Genomic DNA, 21,697 nt, shown 5'->3' on the forward strand with positions numbered 1-21,697 from the left:
GGGCCTGCCCTAAACTAGATGCCTTCCAGGGGAAACGAGCGTCGCGTGGAGCAGGAAAAAGTCGAGCAGGTGCCGCGCACGGACGAAGGCCTGAACCCGCCCAGCCAGCGGCTGGTGCTGCTGCGCCGGATCGCCGGGCCGCTGCTGTCGGTGGGCATGCTGTGCCTGGCACTGTGGGCGTTGCACCTGCTGGCGCGCGACGTCACCTACCATGAGATCCGCCAGTACGTGGAAAGCGTGTCGCGCGAGCGCCTGCTGCTGGCGATCGTGCTGACCACGCTGGGTTTCGGCGTGATGTCGTTCTACGACCGCTTCGGTCTCGCCGCGATCGGCAGGCCGCTGCCGTGGCGACGGGTCACGCTGATCTCCTTCATCAGCTACGCGTTCAGCAACGCGGTGGGCATGTCGCTGCTGGTGTCGGGTTCGATCCGCTACCGCTTCTACCTGCAGAACGGCCTGTCCACCACCGAGATCGCGAAGCTGGTGCTGTATTGCACGCTCAGCTTCTGGCTGGGCCTGCTGGCGCTGACCGGCGTGACCCTGCTGGTGGTGCCGCTGCCCTCGGGCCTGCCGATGAGCGACTGGCGGATCACGGTGGCGATCGTGCTGACGGCGATCCCGCTGGCATGGGTGCTGGGCGGTTTCATCCGCAAGCCGATCCGGCTGTGGCGCTGGCGCGTGCTGCTGCCGCGGCCGCTGGCGGCGCTGCGCCAGGTGCTGGTGGGTGCGCTGGACTGGTGGCTGGCGGCCGCGGTGATGTACGTGCTGATGCCGGACCGGCTGAATGCCGGCTTCGGGCATTTCCTGGCGATCTTCGTGATCGCGCAGATCGCCGGCCTGGTCAGTCACGTGCCGGGGGGGCTGGGCGTGTTCGAGGCGGTGATGCTGGCCGGCTTCGGCGCCACCGGCAACGCGACGCTGGCCGCGCCGATCCTGGGGTCGCTGGCGGCGTTCCGCGTCGTCTACTACCTGATGCCGCTGTGCGCGGCCACCGTGCTGGTGCTGCAGCGCGAGGCGCGCGGGCTGCGCCGGCAGTCGCTGTGGTCGCCGTGGTTCACCGGCCTGCTGCCGTCGTTCTTCGCGGGGCTCACCCTGGTATCCGGTGCGGTGCTGCTGTTTTCCGGCGCCACCAAGGCGCTGCCTGACCGCATGGCGATCCTGCGCAACGTGCTGCCGCTGTCGGTGCTGGAGGTGTCGCACCTGCTGGCCAGCGTGATCGGCATGCTGCTGCTGATCCTCGCCCGTGGCCTGCAGCGGCGGCTGGATGCGGCCTACTGGCTGACCCTGGTGCTGCTGGCGGCCGGCGCGGTGTTCTCGCTGCTGAAGGGCATCGACTACGAGGAGGCGACCCTGCTGGCCTTGCTGGCGCTGGCGCTGGCGCCCGCGCACCGGCTGTTCTACCGGCGCGCCTCGCTGTTCAGCACCAGCTTCTCGGCCGGGTGGATCGTGGCGATCCTCGCGGTGTTCGGCTGCGCCACCTGGCTGGTGATGTTCAGCTACAAGCACGTGGAGTACAGCAGCAGCTTGTGGTGGGAGTTCAGCTTCCACGAGGGCGGTGCGCCGCGCGCGCTGCGCGCGCTGGTGGGCGCGGCGGTGGCGGGGCTGCTGTTCGCGCTGGCGGCGCTGATCAAGCCGCAGCGCCTGCGCCGCGTGCCGCCGAGCGAGGCGGAGCTGCAGCGGGCGCTGCCGCTGATCCGCGGCTTCCGCTCGGCGCAGGCGCACCTGGCGCTGATGGCCGACAAGCACCTGTTGTTCGATGCCGAAGGCAAGGCCTTCCTGATGTACGACACCGAGGGCCGCAGCTGGGTGACCATGGGCGACCCGGTGGGCGAGGACGAGGACGCGCGGCGCGAGCTGGTGTGGAGTTTCCTCGAGCAATGCGAGCGCGCAGGCGGCTGGCCGGTGTTCTACCAGGTCAGCCCCGACGACCTGGACATGTACCTCGAGGTGGGCATGAACCTGCTGAAGATCGGCGAGGAAGCACGCGTGCGGCTGGCCGATTTCAACCTCGACGGCAAGTCCAAGAAGACCTTGCGCGGCACCATCAACAAGCTCTCGCGCGAGGGCCTGCGACTGGAGATCGTGCCGGCGGACGAGGTGGCGCCGCTGCTGCCCCGGCTCAAGCGGATCTCTGACGCCTGGCTGGCCGACAAGCACGCGCGCGAGAAGCGCTTCTCGCTGGGCGCCTTCGATCCCCGCTACCTGGTGCGCACGCCGATGGCGCTGGTGTGGCAGGGCGAGCAGCTGGTGGCCTTCGCCAACCTGTTCCTCACCGAGACGAAGGAAGAGGCCTCGCTGGACCTGATGCGCTTCGTGCCCGAAGGGCCTTCCGGCATCATGGATTTCCTGTTCGTCGAGCTGATGCAGTGGGCGAAGCGGGAAGGCTACCGCTGGTTCAACCTCGGCATGGCACCGCTGGCCGGGCTCAGCAACCGGCGCCAGGCGCCGTTGTGGAACCGCTTTGGCGCGCTGGTGTTCGGCCGCGGCGAACGCTTCTACAATTTCCAGGGCCTGCAGCGCTACAAGGACAAGTTCGACCCCGAGTGGGAACCGCGCTACATGGCCGTGCCGGGCGGCATCGCGCTGCCGATGATCCTGGCCAACGTGGCCAGCCTGATTTCCGGCGGCCTCACCGGGGTCGTGCGCCGATGAGCATGTCGAAACGAGGAAAGCGGATCATGTGGGCTGGTATCGGTGCGTGCGTGCTTGGGCTGGCCATGATCTGGACGCCGTTCTCGAAACCCAGCCTGGAGCAGTCCACCATCGTGCTCGTGCCCGCGGCCGGCGTGCAGGCGCCGGCGGGCAAGGGCGACGTGCTCACCATCCTGTACTCCGGCGATGGTGGCTGGGCCGACCTCGACAAGCAGCTCGGCAACGCCTTCGTGGCGGACGGCATCCCGGTGCTGGGCATCAACGCGTTCAAGTATTTCTGGCGCAACCGCGATCCGGACCAGGCCGCCGCCGAACTCGACGCGCTGATGACCAAGTACCTCGACAAGTGGCACAAGCGGCGCGTGTGGCTGGTGGGCTTCTCCTTCGGCGCGGACGTGCTGCCCACCTTCATCGACAAGCTGAGCCCCACCAACCGCGCGCGCATCGCCCAGCTGGTGCTGCTGTCGCCCAGCCGCGACGCCAGCTTCGAGATCCAGTTCGAGGGCTACATGATCACGCAGGGCCGCTTCAAGGCCTTCGTGAAGACCGTGCTGGAGAAGTTCAACAAGGTGCCGCACTACGATGCGCTGCCGCCGGTGGTCGCACTCAAGGACCAGTTCCCGGTGGTCTGCTATTACGGCAAGGACGAAGCGGATGATGCCCTGTGCACCGACCCCGGCCTGCCCGCATGGGTGACCGTGCACGCCAAGAACGGCGACCACCATTTCGAAGGCGGCTACCAGCCGCTGGCGGCGCAGATGGTCGGGGAGCTGCCGGCGGCCGGCGCCACCGCGGCGACGCCACTGCAGCCGTGAGCGGCGGGTTCGCCGCGGACGCGCCCGAAGCCGCGCTGTCCGCCCTGTTCGTGCCTTTCGACACCGGCGTGCTGAAGCCGCCGGCGGATGGCCGCGCGCTGTTCCTGCGCGCCCGTGCCGGCGTGCGCCTGCGGGAGATCGCGCAGTCCGGCTGGCTGTGCGAGCAGAGCTTCCTGCCGTTTGCCGACGAGCTGGCGCGCTGCGGCCTGCGCGTCGGCGAGGCGGGCGAGGGCGAAACCTTCCCGCTGGTGCTGCTGCTGCCGCCGCGCCAGCGCGACGAGGCGCGCGCGCTGTTCGCCCGCGCGCTCGACCGCCTTGCACCGGGCGGCACGCTGGTGGCGAGCATGGCCAACGCCGAAGGGGCGAAGTCCGGCGAGGCGGACCTGGCCCGGCTCGCCGGCACGGTGGGCAGCCTGTCCAAGCATCACTGCCGGGTGTTCTGGGCCACACCGCGGCCGGACGCGGTCGACCGCGTGCTGCGGGCCGCATGGCGCGCGCTGGACGCGCCGCGCGAAACCGCCGACGGCTGGTGGAGCCGTCCCGGCCTGTTTTCCTGGGATCGTGTGGACCGCGCTTCGGCGCTGCTCGCCGCGCATCTGCCTGGAGACCTGCATGGCCAGGTGGCCGATCTCGGCGCGGGCTACGGCTACCTCGCCGCGCAGCTGATCGCGCGCTGTCCGGGCATCGCTGCGCTGGACCTGTACGAGGCCGAGGCGCGCGCGCTGGAACCGGCGCGCCGCAACGTCGCGAACGCACTGCGCGCGGCAGGTCGCGATCTGCCGGTGCGGGTGCACTGGCACGACGTCACCCGCGGCCTGCCGCAGCGCTGCGACGCCATCGTCAGCAACCCGCCGTTCCACCTGGGGCGCGCCGACCTGCCGGAACTGGGCCGCGCCTTCATCGCCAGCGCCGCCGATGCGTTGACGGCGCCGGGTCGCCTGCTGATCGTGGCGAATCGCCACCTGCCTTACGAGGCCTTGCTCGCCGCGCGTTTCGCCGAGGTGCGCCAGCTCGCGCTGCAGGACGGCTTCAAGGTGATCGAGGCCAGGAGCCCGCGCGCATGAAACTGGTCAAGCTGATCGCCAACCTCGGCTACGGCAGCCGCAAGGACGTGGCATGGATGTTCCGCGAAGGCCGCATCACCGACGCCGACGGCGACGTGCTGTACGCCGACGACAGGGTGGAGCACGCGCGCATCCGCATCGACGGCGAGCCGCTGGACCCGCCGCCCGGCCTGGTGCTGATGATGCACAAGCCGCTGGGCGTCACCTGCTCGCGCAAGGACCCCGGCCGAGTGGTCTACGACCTGCTGCCGCCGCGCTACCGCGTGCGCGAGCCCGCGCTTTCCACCGTGGGCCGGCTCGACCGCGACACCTCGGGCCTGCTGCTGCTCACCGACGACGGCGCGCTGCTGCACCGGATCATCTCGCCCAGGGCCAGCGTGGCCAAGGTCTACGAGGCCACCCTGGCCGAAGACCTGCGCGGCGACGAGGCCGCGCTGTTCGCCAGCGGCACCCTGATGCTGGAATCGGAAACCACGCCGCTCGCTCCCGCCGCGCTGGACGCGCTGGGTCCGCGCCATGCCCGCCTCACGCTGCACGAAGGCCGCTACCACCAGGTGCGCCGCATGTTCGCCGCCACCGGCAACCGCGTGGAGACGCTGCAGCGCGTCGCGATCGGCGCGCTCTGCCTGGGCGAACTGGCGCCGGGCGCCTGGCGCGTGCTGGACGCGGAAGATGTCGCGCGAGCCTTCGGCGCGCCATCCGCATGCCGGGCCTGATACGGTGACGAAAGCCCTCGAGGCTGCACCACCTGCCGCCCGGCCGCATGACCCTTGCCGCGCCGTGCCGCATGCGATGTGCGCCTCGGCCGGTGGCACCGGCAGGAATTCCTGCGACGGTTGAAGGGGGCGCACGCGAGAAGTGCCGCCATGCGCGTCGGCCCGCTGATCGCGGTTGCGGCAGTCATCGACGCGCTGTCCGTCCGCGATCACTCCGGCCAAGCTGCTTGCAGGCGGCGGCCTTGTCCTTGGTCTTTGCCGGCTTCTGCCTGCGACCCGCACCGGGCCAGATCGTCGGGGAGACCACGGTCGACATCACGGCATCCCAACGCCGCGGAGACCCGTCCGGTCCTGCCGCCGGGGCGTGGCCGCCCGCCTGGCAGGTGCCAGCGTGCGACCAGGGCATCGCGTGGCGGCGGCGAGGTGTCGTTCCACGCCCGCTCGTGCATCGCTGCCGACGCGTCTCCGCGAAGCCCGTCCGGATCAGTTGCCCGGTTGCACGCGGGCTTTTCCCGCGCGATGGCGCACGTCCGTCGCCGATTCGGCGATAATGCCTGCCTGCCGAAAACGCGCTCTTGGCACCAGGGAATTCGTGCGCCGCAGCCCGGCAACCGCGCCGCAAGGGGATTTGAGTATGGCGACGTCCGACGAGGCCAAGAGCGCAGCTGCGGAAGCCTCCTCTCCGCCTTGCCGGGTGGTGGCCATCGGCAGTTCCGCGGGTGGGCTGGCTGCATTGCAGGCCCTGTTCAACCTGCTTCCGGCCGACCTCGGCGTCGCCTTCGTCGTCGTCACCCACCTGGACCCCGACCACTCCAGCGAGCTGGCGCCGATCCTCTCCCATCACACGCGGATGCCGGTGGTTGAGGTCATGGACACGCTGCCGATCGAGGCCAATCACGTCTACGTGATCGCTCCCGACCGGCAGCTCGCCGTGGCAGACGACGAGATCGCCTCCCTGCCGTTCGAGGAACCGCGCGGGCGGCGCACGCCCATCGACCGGTTTTTCGGCTCGCTGGCCGAACGGCAATGCAACAGCTTCGCGATCGTGCTGTCGGGAAGCGGCTCGGATGGAACCAACGGTGTCCGCGCCATGAAGGGCGCCGGCGGCGTCGTCCTGGTCCAGGAGCCGAAAGAAGCCGCGTATCCTTCGATGCCGCAAAGCGCCATCGACACCGGCTGCGTGGACGTGGTGGCCCCGATGGCGCAGCTTGCCGCGAAACTGGTCGATCTCGTCGGCCACGGACAGCACCCGGGGACGCAGGAGACTGCAGCCGAAGCCGGCGACGCGGTGAACCGCATACTGACCTACCTGCGTACGCGCACCGGCCACGACTTCTCCAGCTACAAGACGCCGACCATCCTGCGTCGACTCACCCGCCGCATGCAGCTGCGCAACCTGGAGCGGATGGACGATTACTTCGCCTACCTCCGGAACAACGTCGAGGAGGTGCAGTCGCTGTTCGGCGACTTCCTGATCTCGGTGACCACGTTCTTCCGGGACCCGGAGGCGTTCGACGCGCTGGGCGCGCAGGCCATTCCCCGGCTCGTGTCGAGATCGTCGGACGACACGCCGCTGCGGGTCTGGGTGCCGGGGTGCGCCACGGGCGAGGAGGTTTATTCGCTGGCCATGCTCCTGCTGGAAGAGGCCACGCGGCAGGAGGTCCATCGCGAGATCCAGATCTTCGCCACCGACATCGATGCCGCCGCGCTGGAGACCGCGCGCGACGGCCTCTATCCGGAAACCATCGAGAGCGACGTCACCGAGGAACGGCTGCAACGCTTCTTCACCCGCGAGGGCGAACGCTACCGGATCAAGCGGGCGGTTCGCGACCTGGTGATCTTCGCCAACCACAGCCTGCTGAAGGATCCGCCCTTTTCGCGGCTCGACCTCGTCTCCTGCCGCAACCTGCTGATCTATCTGGAGCCGGACGCGCAGAAGCGCGTGCTCGCTACGGTGCACTATGCGCTGAACCCGGGGGGCTTCCTGTTCCTCGGTTCGGCGGAAAGCGCCGAAGGCGTTCCTGCCGCGTTTCGCGTGGTGGACCGCAAGAACCGCATCTACCAGGCGATCCGCCAGGCGGAGCATCCGCCGCTGCCCCCGCGCATTCCCGTTCTTCCCGCCATCACCTTGTCCCGCAGCCGGCCGCTGCCGCTTTCGCCCGCCAGCGCCGGCGAGGCCAGCGCCCACCGCAAGGCGCTGGAGGAGTTCGCGCCGCCAAGCGTTCTCGTCGATGCCGACCAGCGCGTGCTGCATCTCTCGGAGACCGCCGGCCGCTTCCTGCAGCATCCAGGCGGGACGCCGACCAGCAACATCGTCCAGCTCATCCGGCCGGAGCTGAAGTTCGAACTCAGCCGTGGTCTGCAGCTGGCCTTCGAGCGCGGCGAAACCAGCCTCAGCCTGCCCGTGCCGGTGCAGTTCAACGGCACGCAACGGCGGGTGATCCTGCACGTCCAGCCGGTCAAGCGGGACGATGCCGTCGGCGAGGCGCTGGTGGTGTTCCTCGACGGCGGCCCCGTCGAGCTCGTCGACCACGCCATCACATCCCAGCCGGGTCGCGAAGAGGCGGATGCGGTGGTCGGCAGGCTGCACGAGGAACTGGAGTTCTCGCAGGAGCTGCTGCGCGTGAGCCGGGCGGAATACGAGACCACCAACGAAGAGCTCAGGGCCGCCAACGAAGAGCTGCAGTCCATCAACGAGGAATACCGCTCGACCTCGGAGGAACTGGAGACGAGCCGCGAAGAACTGCAGTCCATGAACGAGGAACTGCAGACCCTCAACAGCGAGCTGCGAAGCAAGGTCGAAAGCCTCTCGCTGGCCAACGCGAACCTGCAGAACCTGATCGCGGCGACGGAGGGCGGCACCCTTTTCATCGACACCGAGCTGCGCATCAAGCTGTTCACGCCGGGCATCGTCAATCAGTTCAACATCACGGCTAGCGATACCGGGCGGCCGATCACCGACTTCACCCACCGGCTGAAATACGACGGGCTGGTGGCGGACGCGCGCTCCGTGCTGCGCGATCTCGTGCCCGTCCAACGCGAAATCGAAAGCACCGGGGGCGATTGGTTCCTGATGCGGGTTCGCCCCTATCGGACGCTGGATGGGCGGATCGACGGCGTGGTGATCACCTTCATCGACCTGACCCAGCTCCATCGCACCGAGGCGGCACTGAAGGAGAGCGAGGCGCGCTTCCGCGCGCTGGTCACCGCGAACTCCTATGTGGTCTACCGGATGAGTCCGGACTGGAAGGAGATGCGCGCGCTCGACGGCCACGGTTTCATCAGCGATACCAAGCAACCGAGTACCGACTGGCTCGACACCTACATCGACCCTGCTGACCAGCCGCTGATGAAGGAGGCCATCGCGAAGGCGATGAGGACCCGGAGCACCTTCGAGCTGGAGCATCGGGTGAAGCGCCCGGACGGAAAGCTGGGCTGGGCGCTCTCGCGCGCCATCCCGCTGCTGGACGGGAACGGCGGGATCGTCGAATGGTTCGGCGCCATCAGCGACGTCACGGAACGCCATCGCGTGCAGGAAGACCTCGCGCAGGTGCGCCGCATCGAGACGGTGGGGCGGCTCGCGGGTGGCATTGCGCACGACTTCAACAACCTGCTGACCGTCATCACGGCCAATCTGGAACTCGTGGAGCAGTCCGTCGGGGACGAGTCCGCCCGCCAGCTGATCGACCAGGCGGTAAAGGCCGCGGAACTGGGGGCGAGCTTCAACAGGCGGCTGCTCTCGCTGGCGGGCAAGCACCGGTACGAGCCGCAGCGCGTCGATGTCAACGAGCGCGTCTCCGACACCGCCGCGCTGCTCAAGCGCGTGCTGGGCGAACAGATCGCGATCTCCACCCGGCTCACCTCCGACCTGTGGCCCGTTGACATCGACCCCGCCGAAACCGACAGCGCCTTGCTGAACCTGGCCCTCAACGCGCGGGACGCGATGCCGGGCGGCGGCGAGATCGTTTTCGCGACCCGCAACGTGACGGTGGACGCCGCCAGCGCCGCCGGCCTTCCGGACGCGAAGCCGGGGGACTACCTCTGCCTGAGCGTGGCCGACACCGGGGTCGGCATGACCCAGGAAACCCTCAGCCACGCCACGGAGGCCTTCTTCTCGACCAAGGAGAACAACCTGGGCACGGGCCTGGGCCTGTTCAGCGTGCAGACCTTCGTTCGGCAGGCGGGCGGCTTTCTCGACCTCGCCAGCAAACCGGGGACCGGAACGACGGTCAGCCTCTACCTGCCAAGGGCCGGCGCCAGGGTCGTCGATGGCGCTGGGGCCGGCGGCGCCGGCTCCGTTCCGCGGGGCGATGGCGAACGGGTGCTCGTCGTCGAAGACGAGGAGAACGTACGCGAGGTCGCGAAGCGGCTGCTGGAAACGCTCGGCTACGCCGTCGTGGCCGCGAGAACGGCGGACGATGCGATCGCGCTGCTGGAACCGGGAGCCGGGATAGACCTGGTCTTCAGCGACATCGTGATGCCCGGCAAGATGTCGGGCACGGACCTGGCGCGCTGGATCCACGCGCAGCGGCCGGGCATCAAGGTGCTGCTCACCTCCGGCTACAGCGCCGAAGCCGCGGACGGGGATCTCGGGGGCGTCAAGGTGCTGTCCAAGCCCTATACGCGCGCGGAACTCGGCCAGGCGGTGCACGCGGCGCTCGGCTCCGCCTAGCCGGCCGGCGCGAAGCGTCCGCCGCCGCGCGGCATCAACCGGGGCAACGCCAGGGGCGAGTCGGGGACACGGAAAGCAAAAGGGCCGCGAGTTCCCACTCCCGGCCCTTCTGCGACTGCCTGATTTTGGTGGAGCGGAGGAGGATCGAACTCCCGACCTTCGCATTGCGAACGCGACGCTCTCCCAGCTGAGCTACCGCCCCACGCGAGTCGCGCATCTTAGCAGCGGTGCGCCGCCCCGCCAAGACCCCGCGTGGAATTTCAGTCCGGCAGCAGGGCGGGCAGGCGGTCGTGCAACACCTCGCGGCGCCAGCCGTCGAGGAAGTCCGGCCACTCGCGGGTGACCACGTATTCTTCCAGCACCTTGCGCGGGCAGAGCAGGCCGGGCGGCAGGTCGAGCCGGGCCGCGCGTTCGTCGACCAGCGCCTTCATCGCGTTCAGTGCCTGCTTGGCCGGGCCCTGCGGGTAGGCGGGGACGGCTGCGGTGGCGGCGATCTCCTCCGCCTCGACCGGTGTGCGCAGCAGGGCGAACAGCTCGCCGCGCTGAGCGCTGCGCAGGGCGCGTTGGCCGCGGCCGCGCTGCTCCAGCTCGACGAGGCTGGCGGGCGGCTGCTGTGCCAGGCTCAGCGCCAGCGCGTCGTCCAGCAGCCAGGGGCGCGGACGGTCCAGCGCGCGGGCGCTGCGGTCGCGCCACAGCAGGATGCGGCGCAACAGGGCCTGCTGCAGCGGCGGCCATTCGGCGGCGCCGCGCAGCGCGCGCTGCGGCTGCGGATCGCCCTCGCGGTGGCTGGCGCGCTGCTTCAGCCGCGCGCAGTCCTCGGCGTGCCATGCGGTGCGGTCGCGCTGGCGCAGGTGGTCGGCGAGCTGGGCATGGATGGACTCCAGGTACACCACGTCGAGCGTGGCGTAGCTGCGCTGCGAGGTGGTGAGCGGGCGCTGCATCCAGTCCGAGCGGGTCTCGCCCTTGTCCAGGTCGTCGCCGCACAGCGCGGCCACCAGGGCGCGGTAGCTGATGCCCAGCCCCATGCCGACGAAGGCGGCGGCGATCTGGGTGTCGAACAGCGTGCCGGGACCGTCGGGCAGCAGCGGCGCCAGCGTTTCCAGGTCCTCGCCGGCGCTGTGCATCACGGTGACGGCTTCGCCCCCGCCCAGCCTGGGCTGCAGCGCGTCGCCGATCGCGAAGGCCAGCGGATCGACCAGCGCGTGGCGGCCGGCGCAACCCAGCTGCAGCAGGGCGAGCTGCGGGTGGAACGTATCGCGGCGCATGAACTCGGTGTCCAGCCCGATCACCGCATCCGCCGGCGCGTCGTCCAGCCAGGCCTGCAGCGCGGCGCGGTCGGCGATCCAGTCGGCGGTGACATCGGGCAGGGACATGCGGGTTCCTCGAAAATTCTGCAGGGCGCGGATTGCCCCGTCATCGGTCGTGACATAAGGTGAGCGGCGCACGATAACAGGCCGATCCGGGAACGCCCAAGCATGCCGAGCAACGCCACGCTGCACCGTCAACGCACGCTCGGCGGCGTGATCGGCATCGTCGTGCTGGCGTTCGGGCTCGGCTACCACTTCTTTCCGCGCCTGTTTCATGCCGAACCGGGCGAGGTCGTGCGCCGCAGCGTGCCGGCGCTGCCGGCGGCGGCGCCCGGTGGCGCGGCGACGATCAACGAGCCGGCCGCCGAGGAACTGAACGCCGGACCGCCGCTGACGCTGGCGCCTACCGCGGTGATCGCCGCCCGGCTGAGCCGCGAACATGCGCAACTGCCGAAGCAGCTGACCCCCGATCCGCCCAAGCTGCGCGCACTGCTGGACCGTGCCGACAAGGCGCTCGCCGCGGGCCATCTCGGCGGCGACCAGGACAGCGCTGCCGCGCTTTACCTGCAGGCGGCGAACGACAAGCCCGACAGCCGCCGTGCCGCGCAGGGCGTGATCGACGTGCGTGCGCGGCTGGTGGCGCAGGCCGAGCGCGCCATCGCGCTGGGCAATGCCGAGGAGGCGGGCGAGCAGCTGGCGGCGCTGCAGCAGCTGCCCGGCAGCGCCGACGACGTGGCGCGCCTTGCCGCCGCGCTGAAGACGCTCACCGACGTGCGCCCGCTGCTGGCGAAGGCGTCCGGCCTGCTGCAGCAGGGCAAGGCGGACCAGCCCGCCGGTGGCAGCGCGCTGGACGTCTACCGCCAGGTGCAGCAGCTCGACCCGCAGAACGCGGTGGCCGAGCAGGGCATCCTGGACGTGCAGCACGTGGTGCTGGACCGCGCGCTGACCGCGGTGGCGCAGAACGATTTCGCCGGCGCGGACAAGGTGCTGGCCGAGGCGCAGGCGATCCGCCCCGGCTCGCAGCAGCTGCACGACGTGCGCCAGCGGGTAGACGACATGCGCACGGCGCGCGCCAGTGGCGTGCTGGCGCAGGCGCACTCCGCGCTCGATGCGGGCAACCTCGCGATGGCAAAGCAGCTCGCCGCGCAGGCGCAGGCGATCAGTCCGCAGCTGGCGGGCCTTGCCGCGTTCGAGCAGCAGCTCGTCAACGCGCAGCTGTACGCCAGCCACAAGCCGGGTCAGGTGTTCAGCGACCGCTACGTCGACCTGCCCGGGCAGTCGCCGGCGATGGTGGTGATCCCCACCGGCAGCTTCATGATGGGCGCAGCCGACGACGACAGCGACCACAACGCGGCCGAGCAGCCGCGGCACAAGGTCGACATCGACCGGGGCTTCGCGATGTCGCGCAGCGCGATCACCGTGGGCCAGTTCCGCGAGTTCGTGCGCGAGAGCGGCTACGTGCCCGATTCGGCGAAGCGGGGCGGCGCCAGCGTCTACGACGAGCGCAGCGGCGCGATGCGCGACGACGGCGAGGCCACCTGGCAGGACGACTACGCCGGCCATCCGGCCGCCGACAACCTGCCGGTGGTCAACGTTTCCTGGAACGACGCCAAGGCCTATGCCGACTGGCTCGGCCGGCGCACCGGCAAGACCTACCGCCTGCCCAGCGAGGCCGAGTTCGCCTACGCGCTGCGCGGTGGCACCACCACGCGCTACTGGTGGGGCAACGGCACGCCGGGCAGCAAGGTGGAAAACCTCACCGGCTCGAAGGACCGCTCGCCCAGCGGCCGGCGCTGGAACCACGCGTTCCGCGACTACGGCGACGGCTACTGGGGGCCGGCGCCGGTGATGAGTTTCGCGCCCAATCCGTTCGGCCTGTACGACATGGGCGGCAACGTCTCCGAGTGGACGGCCGACTGCTGGCACGACAACTACATCCATGCACCGGTCGACGGCAGCGCCTGGCTCAACCCCGGCTGCGGCGTGCGGGTGCTGCGCGGCGGCTCCTGGGGCAGCTCGCCCGAACAGGCGCGCTCGGCGTGGCGGCAGGGCGCCGACGCCGGCGTGCGCAGCGGCCGCGTCGGTTTCCGCGTGGTGCGCGAGCTGTGATTTTCTGCCGCATCGCACTACACCATGGCCCCGGATTTCGCGTAGATTGTGCAGGCCGCATGGCCATCGCCTCGCTGGAGGCGGTGCCTCACTCACCACGATGGATGCCCATGGCTACCAAGACCACTGCCAAGAAAGCCCCTGCCAAGGCCGCCAAGCCGGCGCCGAAGGCCGCTCCCGCCGCGATCAAGCCGATCAAGGACACGCTCAGCAAGTCCGGCCTGATCTCCCACATCGCCCAGCAGACCAGCGTCGAGACCAAGCACGTCAAGGCCGTGCTCGCCTCGCTGGAGCACACCGTGCTCGGCGCCGTGCACAAGAAGGGTGCCGGCCAGTTCACCCTGCCGGGCCTGTTCAAGATCAACGCGGTGCAGGTGCCGGCCAAGCCGAAGCGCACGGGCATCAACCCGTTCACCAAGCAGGAGCAGGTGTTCGCCGCCAAGCCGGCCACGGTGAAGGTGAAGGTGCGTCCGCTGAAGAAGCTCAAGGACGCCGCGCTGTAAGGCGCGATCCCGCACAGTGGAACGAGCAAGGGCCGCGCAAGCGGCCCTTGCTCGTTTCTGTGGACCGGCAGACGGCTGCGACAAGTTCTTCATCGACAGCCGCGCGCGACGGCGCCACAATCGGGCGGCAACAACTCCGAGGCGCCCGGCCTTCGTTTCCGCGGAAACATGGCTTGGCGTCCGTGGCCCCGGGCCACCGGGCGAGCGGGGAAACGCGTTCGCCTCCCGACCTTGGAAAGGAGCACAGGCATGATCCCGCTGGCCGATCGCTACGGTCGCCGCTTTCCGTACCTGCGGTTGTCGATCACTCCCGCGTGCAACTTCCGTTGCACGTACTGCCTGCCGCACGGCTACCACGCCGAACCCGGCAAGGCCGGCCCGCTGTCGCTGGACGAGATCGCGCGCCTGCTGCGCGGCTTCGCCGAACTGGGCATGCAAAAGCTGCGCATCACCGGCGGTGAGCCCAGCGTGCGCCGCGACCTCACCGATGTGCTGCGCACCGCGGCCGCGGCGCCGGGCGTGACCAGGCTCGCGATGACCACCAACGGCACCCTGCTGTCGCGCCGGTTGGGCGATTGGATGGACGCGGGCCTCAATGCGATCAACGTCAGCGTGGACAGCCTCGACCGCGCGACCTTTGCGCGCGTCACCGGACACGACCGGCTGGACGACATCCTGCACGGCGTGGACATGGCACTCGCGGCGGGCCTGCCCACGAAGCTCAACGCGGTGCTGCTGCGCGGCGTCAACGACCGCGAACTGCCGCGCTGGCTGGACTACCTGCGCGAGCACGCGGTGGGGCTGCGCTTCATCGAGCTGATGCAGACCGGCGACAACGCCGCGTTCTTCCGCGACCACCACGTGCGCGCCGGGCTGCTGGAAACCGGACTGCAGGAGGCGGGTTGGCAGCCGCTGCCGCGCGCCGCCGATGCCGGCCCCGCACGCGAATACCGCCATCCCGACTATGCCGGGCGCATCGGCATCATCGCGCCGTATTCGAAGGACTTCTGCGCCGGCTGCAACCGCCTGCGCGTCACTGCCACCGGCGACCTGCGCCTGTGCCTGTTCGGCGAGTTCGGCATTCCGCTGCGGTCCTGGCTGCAGCGCGACGACCAGCTCGACGAGCTGGTGCGCGCCATCGGCGGCCAGATCGGCCGCAAGGAGCAGGGGCATTTCCTGCACGAAGGCCGCACCGGCATCACGCCCCATCTCGCATCCACCGGAGGTTGATCCATGCCCCAGCGCGAGGAACGCGCCCCGTCCGAGAGCGCCGCCTTCCACATGGCCGACGTGCGCCGCAAGCGCGCCACCGCGCGCCGCGCGGTGGCGGTGGGCGAGCTGTACGCCGGCAGCGCCTTCGACGACATCGTGGCGAAGCGGCTGCCCAAGGGCGACGCCATCGCGATGGCCGAGATCGCCGGCCTGCAGGGCGCGAAGAACGCCTCGCAGCTGATGCCGCTGTGCCATCCGCTGCCGCTGGAATACCTGGAGCTGCGCTGCGAGCCGGTGGCCGAACGCCAGGCGATCCGCGTGTACTGCGAGGCGGCCACCTGCGCGCGCACCGGCGTGGAGATGGAGGCGCTGGCCGGCGTCAACGCGGCCCTGCTTACGCTCTACGACCTCACCAAGCCGGTGCAGCCCGCGCTTGCCATCGGCGGCGTGCGGCTGCTGTTCAAGGAGGGCGGCAAGAAAGGGCTGTGGTTCCACCCCGACGGCATCAGCGAGGCCGAGCGCGCGCACTACCGCCCCCACGCGGCGCCACGGCTGGAGGGTGTGCCCGCCGCCGTGGTCACCCTGAGCGACCGCGCCCAGCGCGGCGAGTACGAGGACGTCTCCGGCGCCGTGCTGGTGGAAGGCCTGCGCGCGCTCGGTGCGGACGTCGGTCCCGCCGAGGTGCGCGCCGACGAGGCCGCGCCGCTGGCCGCGCGCCTGCGCGAGCTGGCCGCCGCCGGCGTGCGCCTGGTGCTGTGCACCGGCGGCACCGGGCTCGGGCCGCGCGACGTGACGCCCGAGGCGCTGGCGCAGGTGGCCGAGCGCCGCGTGCCCGGCATCGCGGAAATGTTCCGCAGCGAGAGCAGCCAGCACACGCCGCTGGCCTGGCTGAGCCGCGCCGAGGCGGTGCTGCTGGGCGAAACGCTGGTGATCGCCTTGCCCGGCAGCGCGAAGGCGGTGGCGCAGGGCATGGACATCCTCGCGCCCATCCTCGCGCATGCGCTGGCGATGATCGCGGGCGAGGGCCACGCATGAACCACGCCCTGCTCGATCCGGCCGAGGCCGTGCGCCTGATCCTTGCCGCCTGCGCACCGCTTCCCGCGCAGGAGGTGCCCGTGGCCGCGGCGATGGGCCGCGTGCTCGCCGCGCCGGTACTCGCGCCCGGTGCACTGCCGCCGTTCGACAACTCGGCGATGGACGGCTACGCGCTGGGCGGCGGCGCGGAAGCGCTGGCCGCGGGCAGCGATTGGCCCATCGAAGGCGAGCAGGCCGCGGGCGATGGCGCCGCGAAGGCAAGGCGCGGCGCGTGGGAAATCATGACCGGCGCGTGCCTGCCCGAGGGTCTGGACCGCGTGATCCCGGTGGAACAGACCGAGCGGCTGGAGGCGTCGCCGCGCGTGCGCCTGCTCGCCGCGGTGGCCGCCGGGGACAACGTGCGCCGCGCCGGCTCCGACGTGGCGGCAGGCGAAGCCGTGCTCGCCGCGGGCACGGTGCTGGCGCCGCAGCAGCTGATGCTGCTCGCCGCGCTGGGCGTGGATCGCGTGACGGTGGCCGAACGCCCGCGCGTGGCGGTGCTGTGCACCGGCCGCGAACTGGTGGACGACCCGGCGGTGCCGCTGGGGGCTGGGCAGATCCGCAATTCCAACGGGCCCTTCCTTGCCGCGCGCCTGCCGCGCGCCGGCGCCGAACTCGTGCGCGCCGAAACGGTGGGCGATGAGGTGGATGCCTTCCTCGCCGCCTTCGCGCGTGCCCGCGCCGCCGGCGCACGCGTGGTGGTGTCCACCGGCGCGGTGTCGATGGGTCGCTACGACTTCGTGCCCGAAGCGCTGCAGCGGCTGGGCGCGGAGGCCATCTTCCACAAGCTGGCGATCCGCCCCGGCAAGCCGCTGCTGTTCGCGCGGCTGCCCGACGGCACGCTGTTCTTCGGCCTGCCCGGCAACCCCATCGCGGTGGCGGTGGGGCTGCGCTTCTTCGTGGAGCCGGCGCTGCGCGCCATGCTGGGCCTGCGGCAGGAAGTACCGTGGCGGGTGCCGCTGGCTGCCGACTACGCGAAGAAGCCGCGCCTGCGCTTCCACCTCAAGGCGCGCGTAGCGCTGGATGCGCAGGGGCAACTCGCGGCGCAGGTGCTGCCGGGACAGGAGTCCTACCGCATCCGTCCACTGGCCGAGGCCAATGCCTGGGTGGTGGTGCCGCTCGATGCCGCGGCCTTGCCGGCGGGCACTCTCGTGGAGGTGTGCGGCCTCGGCCATCTGGAAACCCTGGACATCGGTGGGAGCGCGGCATGAAGATCCGGATCGCCCTGTACGGCGCGCTGCGCGAGGCCGATGCCAGCGGCCACGTGGAACTGGAGGTGCCGCCCGGCAGCAGCATCGCCGAGCTGCGCGAACGGCTCGCGGCGTACCTCGCCGGACACGCGCCGGCGATTCCCGCAGGACTGGTGCGCCGTTCCGCCTTCGCCAGCGCCGAGGAGATCCTGCACAACCACCGCACGGTGCCCGCGGGCGTGGAACTGGTCGTGCTGCCGCCGGTGAGCGGAGGCTGAGACGATGGAGCCGCAAGACCTGCACGTCGCCGTGGTGGAACGCCGCGTGGCCGCGCTGGACGTGGCGGCGGCACTCGACTTCGTGAGCGCCCCGCGCTTCGGCGGCATCGCCACGTTCATCGGCCGGGTACGCGACCACAACGTGGGCCGCATCGTCACCGGCATCAGCTACGACCTGTTCGAGCCACTGGCGCTGCGCATGTTTCGCACCATCGGCGAACGCGCGCGGGCCGAGGTGGGCACGCCGCTGAAGCTGTGGATCGCCCACGCGAAGGGCGATCTCGCCATCGGCGACCTCGCCGTGGTGGTGGCTGCGGGCACGCCGCATCGGGACGAGGCGTTCCGCGCCTGCCGTTTCGCCATCGAGGCGGTGAAGCACGAGGCGCCGATCTGGAAGCAGGAGCATTACCTGGACGGCGACAGCGCCTGGAGCGAAGGCTGCTCGCTGTGCGAGGAACAGCGCGACGCCGAGCGGCACGATCACGGGCACGACCATGCCGGCCATGCCCACGACCGCTGAACGCCCGCCGTGCATCGGCGTGGTGCTGGCCGGCGGCCGGTCCGCGCGCATGGGGCGCGACAAGGCGCTGCTGGACTGGCACGGCCGTCCGCTGCTTGAACGCCAGCTCGACGCGTTGCGTGCCGCCGGCGTGGACGAGTCGCGGGTGAGCGGCGATCGCCCCGCCTACCGCGGCATCGCCGATGCACAGCCCGGTCTCGGCCCGCTGGGCGGCCTGGCCGGCATCGCCGAAGCCGTGGCGGGCGATGCCGACCTGCTGGTGGTCCCGGTGGACATGCCCCTGCTCGGCGCCGCGCTGCTGCGCCGGCTGCGCACGGAGCAGCCGCAGGCGCGCGGCCTGCGCTGCGCCGGCCACGTGCTGCCGATGCGCTTCCGCCTCGATGCGGCGAGCCGTGCGCTGCTCGCCGCACTGCTGGGTGAACGCGGGCCGCGCCAGCGCTCGCTGCGTGCGCTGCAGCAGGCGCTGGGCTGTGCAGAGATCGCGCTCGGCCCCGATGAAATCGCGCAACTGGCCGACTGCAATACCGAGGCAAGCTGGAACGAGGCGAGCCGATGAAAGTGCAACTGCAGGGACAGGCGCTGCGCCTGCGCATCGACGAGGCGGAACTGGCGCGCCTGCTGGCCGGCCACACCGTGGAAAACGCCATTCGCTGGCCCGACGGCCGCAACGAGCGCCAGCAACTCGCGCTGGCCGCGCAGCACGGCTGGCGGCGCAGCGACGACGGCTGGCGCATGGAGCTGGCGGAGTCCGCGGTGCGCGAACTCGCCGCGCGCCTGCCCAGCCGCGACGGCCTGTCGTTCGCGTTGACCGCGCCGGACGGCGCCGTGCTCGAGGTGCTGTTCGACGTGGACGTGCGCGACAGCGTGCGCCAGCGCCGCGCGGGCAAGGAGGGCGGGGCGTGAGCCGCCTCGCGCGCCGCCTGCGCTGGCTCGCGCCGCTGCTCCTGCTGCGCAGCCTGGTCGCGCTGGCCGGCGATGCGCCGGTGTTGCGCGTGGCCTACGCCGGCTCGATGGGTGTGCTGATGGATCGCGACCTCGGCCCCGCCGTGGCGAAGGCGCAGCACGCCAGCTACCAGGGCATCGGCCAGGGTTCGTACGCGCTGGCGCGCCTGCTGGCCGGCCGGCAGCTGCAGGCCGACGTGTTCGTGGCCATCACGCCCGGCCCGATCAGGCTGCTGCAGCAGGCCGGCCTGGTGGACCACGCGGTGCCGGTGGCCAGCACGCGCATGGTGCTGGTCTACAGCCCGAAGAGCCGCTACGCCCCCGACTTCGCCGCGGCAGCGCAGGGCCGGAAGCCCTGGTACGAGGTGCTGTGCGAACCCGGCCTGCGCTTCGGCCGCACCGATCCCGCGGTGGATCCGCAGGGTGCCAACGCGCTGCTCACCCTGCAGCTGGCGTCGCGCTACTACCGCCAGCCCGACCTGCTGCGGCAGGTCGCCGGCGACCTCCGGAATCCACGGCAGATCTTCGCCGAGGCCTCGCTGATGTCGCGGCTGGAAGCGGGCCAGATCGACGCCGCGATCGGTTACGCCAGCGCGGCGTTCTCGCACCGCCTGCCCACCGTCGACCTGCCTGCGGAGATCGACCTCGCGCAGCCGGCGATGCAGGCACCGTGGTACGCCAAGGCCGGTTTCACGCTGGCCGGCGGCAAGCAGATCGAGGCGCAGCCGCTGGTGTTCTACGCCGCGGTGCCGGCCGATGCGAAGCAGCCTGCGCTGGGGCGCGCCTTCGTGCGGTTCATGCGCAGCGCGCAGGGGCAGGCGATGCTGCACGAGCGCGGCTACGGGCCGCCACACGGGAACGCGCTGTGAGCAGGGGCGCACGGACGCCAGGCCTGACGGCGTTCATCGCGGCGCTGACCTTGCTGCTGCTGGCCACGCCGTTCGTCGGCCTCGCAGTCGCCACCGACTGGCGCCATCCCGGCTTCGCCCCGGGCGACGGCAGTGCGGTGGCGGTGTCGCTGGGATTGAGCCTGGTCGCGCTGGGGCTGATCGTGGCATTGGGCACGCCGCTGGCGTGGTGGCTGGCCCGTCATCGCGTGCGCGGACAGTGGCTGATCGATGCGCTGCTGCTGCTGGCCCTGCTCACGCCGCCGCTGGCGATGGGCCTGCTGCTGGCCACGATGTACGGCCCCTACGGCCCGGCCGGGCGACTGCTGGAACGCGCCGGCCTGCTGCTCACCAACTCGGCGCCGGCCTTCGTGATGGCGCAGTTCTATGCGGCGCTGCCGTACTACGTGCTTGCGGCGCGCGCCGCCTTCGAGGGCGTGCCGCGCGAGCTGGAGCAGATCGCGCTGACGCTGGGCCATTCGCCGGCGCGCAGCTTCTTCCACGTCAGCCTGCCGCTGGCCAGGCTGGGTCTGGCCGCGGCGGTGGCGCTGGCCTGGGTGCGCGCGCTGGGCGAGTTCGGCGTGGTGCTGATCGTGGCGTATTACCCGCAGGGCATCCCGGTGAAGCTGTGGACCAACCTGCAGGACATCGGCCTGTCGGCGGTGTATCCGCTGCTGTGGGTGTTCTTCCTGGTCGCCCTGCCGCTGCCGCTGGCGTTGGGGCTCGCGGTGCGGCGGAGGCTGGCCTGATGCGGATCGACTACCGCATCGCGCACCCGGTGGCGCTCTCCGCCCGCTTCGAGGTGGAGGGTTTCACCGTGCTGCTGGGCGCAAGCGGGGAGGGCAAGTCGCTGCTGCTGCGCGCCATCGCCGGCCTGCTGCCGGCGCAGGGCGAACCCTTCGGCGGCCTGCCGCCGCAACGGCGCGCGGTGGGTTACCTGCCGCAGGGGCACGCACTGTTTCCGCATCTGAACGCGTGGCGGAACGTGGCCTTCGCACTGCGCGGTCCGCGCCGCCGCGACGAGGCCGTCGCGTGGCTGGAGCGGTTGGGATTGGCCGCGCTGGCTGAACGGCGTCCCGCACAACTTTCCGGCGGCCAGCAGCAGCGTGTGGCGCTGGCTCGCGCACTGGCGCGGCGGCCGCAGCTGCTGCTGCTGGATGAACCCACCTCGGCGCTGGACCCGGCCACCCGCGACGACGTGCTGGCCGAACTGATCGCCGAAGTGCATGCGGCGGGCATCCCCGCGCTGGCGGTGAGCCATGATCCCGCGCTGGCCGCAGTGGCCGACCGGCTTGTACTGATGCACGGGCGCCGCATCGTGCAGGTGGGCGCGCCCACGGACGTGCATGCGCAGCCGGTCAGCGGTGCAGCCGCGCGGCTGCTTGGCCTGCGCAACGTGCTGCGTGGCCGGCTCGCGGGTGTCGCCGAAGCGCAGCGCCTCGTGTGGGAGGAGGCGGGCGTGTCGCTGCCGGTGCGCACCGCGTTGGCCGACGGCACCGTGGTGGACTGGCACGTCGCGCCGGAAGCGGTCGTGCTGCATGACGCGGATGCCGCCCCGGCCGACGCCATCGCGGCCCGCGTGGAGCTGCGGCAAATAATCGCGCACGGCCGTTGCGTCGGCCTGCGCTGCGGACAGGCCCGGCTGTGGGCCAGCCTTTCGTCCGGCGACGCGGGCGGAACCGTGCGGCTGAGCCTGCCCCCGTCGGCAATCCGCTGCTGGCCCGCTTGAGGAGCCGCCGTCACTTCGGTTTTACGC

The 21,697-nt window shown here is 71.1% G+C and carries 18 protein-coding genes, 1 tRNA gene and 1 riboswitch; of the genes, 17 read left to right on the plus strand and 2 right to left on the minus strand.

Annotated elements, in window-relative coordinates; all coding sequences use genetic code 11:
• Positions 1–45: 45 nt before the first annotated feature.
• From mprF to ACQGNW_RS12840, 5 genes are all read left to right on the plus strand, one after another.
• Entirely contained in the window at positions 46–2,652 is a 2,607-nt protein-coding gene (gene mprF / locus ACQGNW_RS12820; protein ID WP_426663575.1) for a bifunctional lysylphosphatidylglycerol flippase/synthetase MprF, read from the plus strand.
• Between the two features lie 26 nt (positions 2,653–2,678).
• Entirely contained in the window at positions 2,679–3,467 is a 789-nt protein-coding gene (locus ACQGNW_RS12825) for an AcvB/VirJ family lysyl-phosphatidylglycerol hydrolase (RefSeq protein ID WP_426663576.1), read from the plus strand.
• On the plus strand, positions 3,464–4,531 hold the full coding sequence (locus ACQGNW_RS12830) for a class I SAM-dependent methyltransferase (protein ID WP_426663577.1): 1,068 nt from the start codon (positions 3,464–3,466) through the stop codon (positions 4,529–4,531). The genes ACQGNW_RS12825 and ACQGNW_RS12830 overlap by 4 nt, the downstream gene beginning before the upstream one ends.
• Positions 4,528–5,247: a pseudouridine synthase gene (locus ACQGNW_RS12835; protein ID WP_426663578.1), complete on the plus strand. Its 720-nt coding sequence runs from the start codon at positions 4,528–4,530 to the stop codon at positions 5,245–5,247. The genes ACQGNW_RS12830 and ACQGNW_RS12835 overlap by 4 nt, the downstream gene beginning before the upstream one ends.
• Positions 5,248–5,839: 592 nt before the next feature.
• A complete protein-coding gene (locus tag ACQGNW_RS12840) occupies positions 5,840–9,919 on the plus strand; it encodes a chemotaxis protein CheB (protein WP_426663579.1) in 4,080 nt (1,359 codons plus the stop codon).
• A gap of 126 nt (positions 9,920–10,045) precedes the next feature.
• On the opposite strand, the gene ACQGNW_RS12845 is transcribed toward ACQGNW_RS12840, so the two are convergent.
• A tRNA-Ala gene (locus ACQGNW_RS12845) sits at positions 10,046–10,121 on the minus strand.
• Positions 10,122–10,179: 58 nt separating this feature from the next.
• On the minus strand, positions 10,180–11,292 hold the full coding sequence (locus ACQGNW_RS12850; protein ID WP_426663580.1) for a ribonuclease D: 1,113 nt from the start codon (positions 11,290–11,292) through the stop codon (positions 10,180–10,182).
• Between the two features lie 102 nt (positions 11,293–11,394).
• Here ACQGNW_RS12850 and ACQGNW_RS12855 point away from each other — a divergent pair, with 102 nt between their 5' ends.
• The 12 genes from ACQGNW_RS12855 (at position 11,395) to ACQGNW_RS12910 (ending at position 21,670) form a co-directional block, all read left to right on the plus strand.
• Positions 11,395–13,335: an SUMF1/EgtB/PvdO family nonheme iron enzyme gene (locus ACQGNW_RS12855; protein WP_426663581.1), complete on the plus strand. Its 1,941-nt coding sequence runs from the start codon at positions 11,395–11,397 to the stop codon at positions 13,333–13,335.
• 110 nt (positions 13,336–13,445) lie between these two features.
• Entirely contained in the window at positions 13,446–13,838 is a 393-nt protein-coding gene (locus ACQGNW_RS12860) for an HU family DNA-binding protein (RefSeq protein WP_426663582.1), read from the plus strand.
• Between the two features lie 122 nt (positions 13,839–13,960).
• Positions 13,961–14,096: riboswitch (molybdenum cofactor riboswitch) on the plus strand.
• The gene (gene moaA / locus ACQGNW_RS12865) at positions 14,088–15,068 is read left to right on the plus strand and encodes a GTP 3',8-cyclase MoaA (RefSeq protein WP_426663583.1); all 981 of its coding nucleotides are present in this window, start codon (positions 14,088–14,090) and stop codon (positions 15,066–15,068) included. (Overlaps the previous riboswitch by 9 nt.)
• Positions 15,069–15,071: 3 nt before the next feature.
• Entirely contained in the window at positions 15,072–16,085 is a 1,014-nt protein-coding gene (moaCB, locus tag ACQGNW_RS12870) for a bifunctional molybdenum cofactor biosynthesis protein MoaC/MoaB (protein ID WP_426663584.1), read from the plus strand.
• Positions 16,082–17,335 (plus strand): molybdopterin molybdotransferase MoeA, encoded by a 1,254-nt coding sequence (locus tag ACQGNW_RS12875; protein ID WP_426663585.1) that lies wholly within the window; start codon positions 16,082–16,084, stop codon positions 17,333–17,335. The genes moaCB and ACQGNW_RS12875 overlap by 4 nt, the downstream gene beginning before the upstream one ends.
• Positions 17,332–17,592, plus strand: coding sequence for a MoaD/ThiS family protein (locus ACQGNW_RS12880; protein ID WP_426663586.1), 261 nt, complete (start codon positions 17,332–17,334; stop codon positions 17,590–17,592). The genes ACQGNW_RS12875 and ACQGNW_RS12880 overlap by 4 nt, the downstream gene beginning before the upstream one ends.
• Positions 17,593–17,596: 4 nt before the next feature.
• Positions 17,597–18,112: a molybdenum cofactor biosynthesis protein MoaE gene (locus ACQGNW_RS12885; RefSeq protein ID WP_426663587.1), complete on the plus strand. Its 516-nt coding sequence runs from the start codon at positions 17,597–17,599 to the stop codon at positions 18,110–18,112.
• Positions 18,096–18,668 (plus strand): molybdenum cofactor guanylyltransferase, encoded by a 573-nt coding sequence (gene mobA, locus ACQGNW_RS12890; protein ID WP_426663588.1) that lies wholly within the window; start codon positions 18,096–18,098, stop codon positions 18,666–18,668. Before ACQGNW_RS12885 ends, mobA begins: the two co-directional genes overlap by 17 nt.
• The gene (locus ACQGNW_RS12895) at positions 18,665–19,015 is read left to right on the plus strand and encodes a hypothetical protein (RefSeq protein WP_426663589.1); all 351 of its coding nucleotides are present in this window, start codon (positions 18,665–18,667) and stop codon (positions 19,013–19,015) included. The genes mobA and ACQGNW_RS12895 overlap by 4 nt, the downstream gene beginning before the upstream one ends.
• Positions 19,012–19,923: an extracellular solute-binding protein gene (locus ACQGNW_RS12900; protein ID WP_426663590.1), complete on the plus strand. Its 912-nt coding sequence runs from the start codon at positions 19,012–19,014 to the stop codon at positions 19,921–19,923. The genes ACQGNW_RS12895 and ACQGNW_RS12900 overlap by 4 nt, the downstream gene beginning before the upstream one ends.
• On the plus strand, positions 19,920–20,690 hold the full coding sequence (locus ACQGNW_RS12905) for an ABC transporter permease subunit (RefSeq protein WP_426663591.1): 771 nt from the start codon (positions 19,920–19,922) through the stop codon (positions 20,688–20,690). The genes ACQGNW_RS12900 and ACQGNW_RS12905 overlap by 4 nt, the downstream gene beginning before the upstream one ends.
• On the plus strand, positions 20,690–21,670 hold the full coding sequence (locus ACQGNW_RS12910) for an ABC transporter ATP-binding protein (RefSeq protein WP_426663592.1): 981 nt from the start codon (positions 20,690–20,692) through the stop codon (positions 21,668–21,670). Before ACQGNW_RS12905 ends, ACQGNW_RS12910 begins: the two co-directional genes overlap by 1 nt.
• Positions 21,671–21,697: the final 27 nt, after the last annotated feature.

The sequence above is a fragment of the Rhodanobacter aciditrophus genome (genome assembly GCF_050026795.1).
Classification (GTDB): domain Bacteria; phylum Pseudomonadota; class Gammaproteobacteria; order Xanthomonadales; family Rhodanobacteraceae; genus Rhodanobacter_A.

Excerpts from the sequence above, each read along its gene's own strand:
- moaCB (WP_426663584.1), top strand. The coding sequence starts at position 15,072 with ATGCCCCAGCGCGAGGAACGCGCCCCGTCCGAGAGCGCCGCCTTCCAC.
- ACQGNW_RS12855 (WP_426663581.1), top strand. The coding sequence starts at position 11,395 with ATGCCGAGCAACGCCACGCTGCACCGTCAACGCACGCTCGGCGGCGTG.
- ACQGNW_RS12885 (WP_426663587.1), top strand. The coding sequence starts at position 17,597 with ATGGAGCCGCAAGACCTGCACGTCGCCGTGGTGGAACGCCGCGTGGCC.
- ACQGNW_RS12875 (WP_426663585.1), top strand. The coding sequence starts at position 16,082 with ATGAACCACGCCCTGCTCGATCCGGCCGAGGCCGTGCGCCTGATCCTT.
- ACQGNW_RS12910 (WP_426663592.1), top strand. The coding sequence starts at position 20,690 with ATGCGGATCGACTACCGCATCGCGCACCCGGTGGCGCTCTCCGCCCGC.
- moaA (WP_426663583.1), top strand. The coding sequence starts at position 14,088 with ATGATCCCGCTGGCCGATCGCTACGGTCGCCGCTTTCCGTACCTGCGG.
- ACQGNW_RS12880 (WP_426663586.1), top strand. The coding sequence starts at position 17,332 with ATGAAGATCCGGATCGCCCTGTACGGCGCGCTGCGCGAGGCCGATGCC.
- ACQGNW_RS12860 (WP_426663582.1), top strand. The coding sequence starts at position 13,446 with ATGGCTACCAAGACCACTGCCAAGAAAGCCCCTGCCAAGGCCGCCAAG.
- ACQGNW_RS12895 (WP_426663589.1), top strand. The coding sequence starts at position 18,665 with ATGAAAGTGCAACTGCAGGGACAGGCGCTGCGCCTGCGCATCGACGAG.
- ACQGNW_RS12850 (WP_426663580.1), bottom strand. The coding sequence starts at position 11,292 with ATGTCCCTGCCCGATGTCACCGCCGACTGGATCGCCGACCGCGCCGCG.
- ACQGNW_RS12825 (WP_426663576.1), top strand. The coding sequence starts at position 2,679 with ATGTGGGCTGGTATCGGTGCGTGCGTGCTTGGGCTGGCCATGATCTGG.
- mobA (WP_426663588.1), top strand. The coding sequence starts at position 18,096 with ATGCCCACGACCGCTGAACGCCCGCCGTGCATCGGCGTGGTGCTGGCC.
- ACQGNW_RS12835 (WP_426663578.1), top strand. The coding sequence starts at position 4,528 with ATGAAACTGGTCAAGCTGATCGCCAACCTCGGCTACGGCAGCCGCAAG.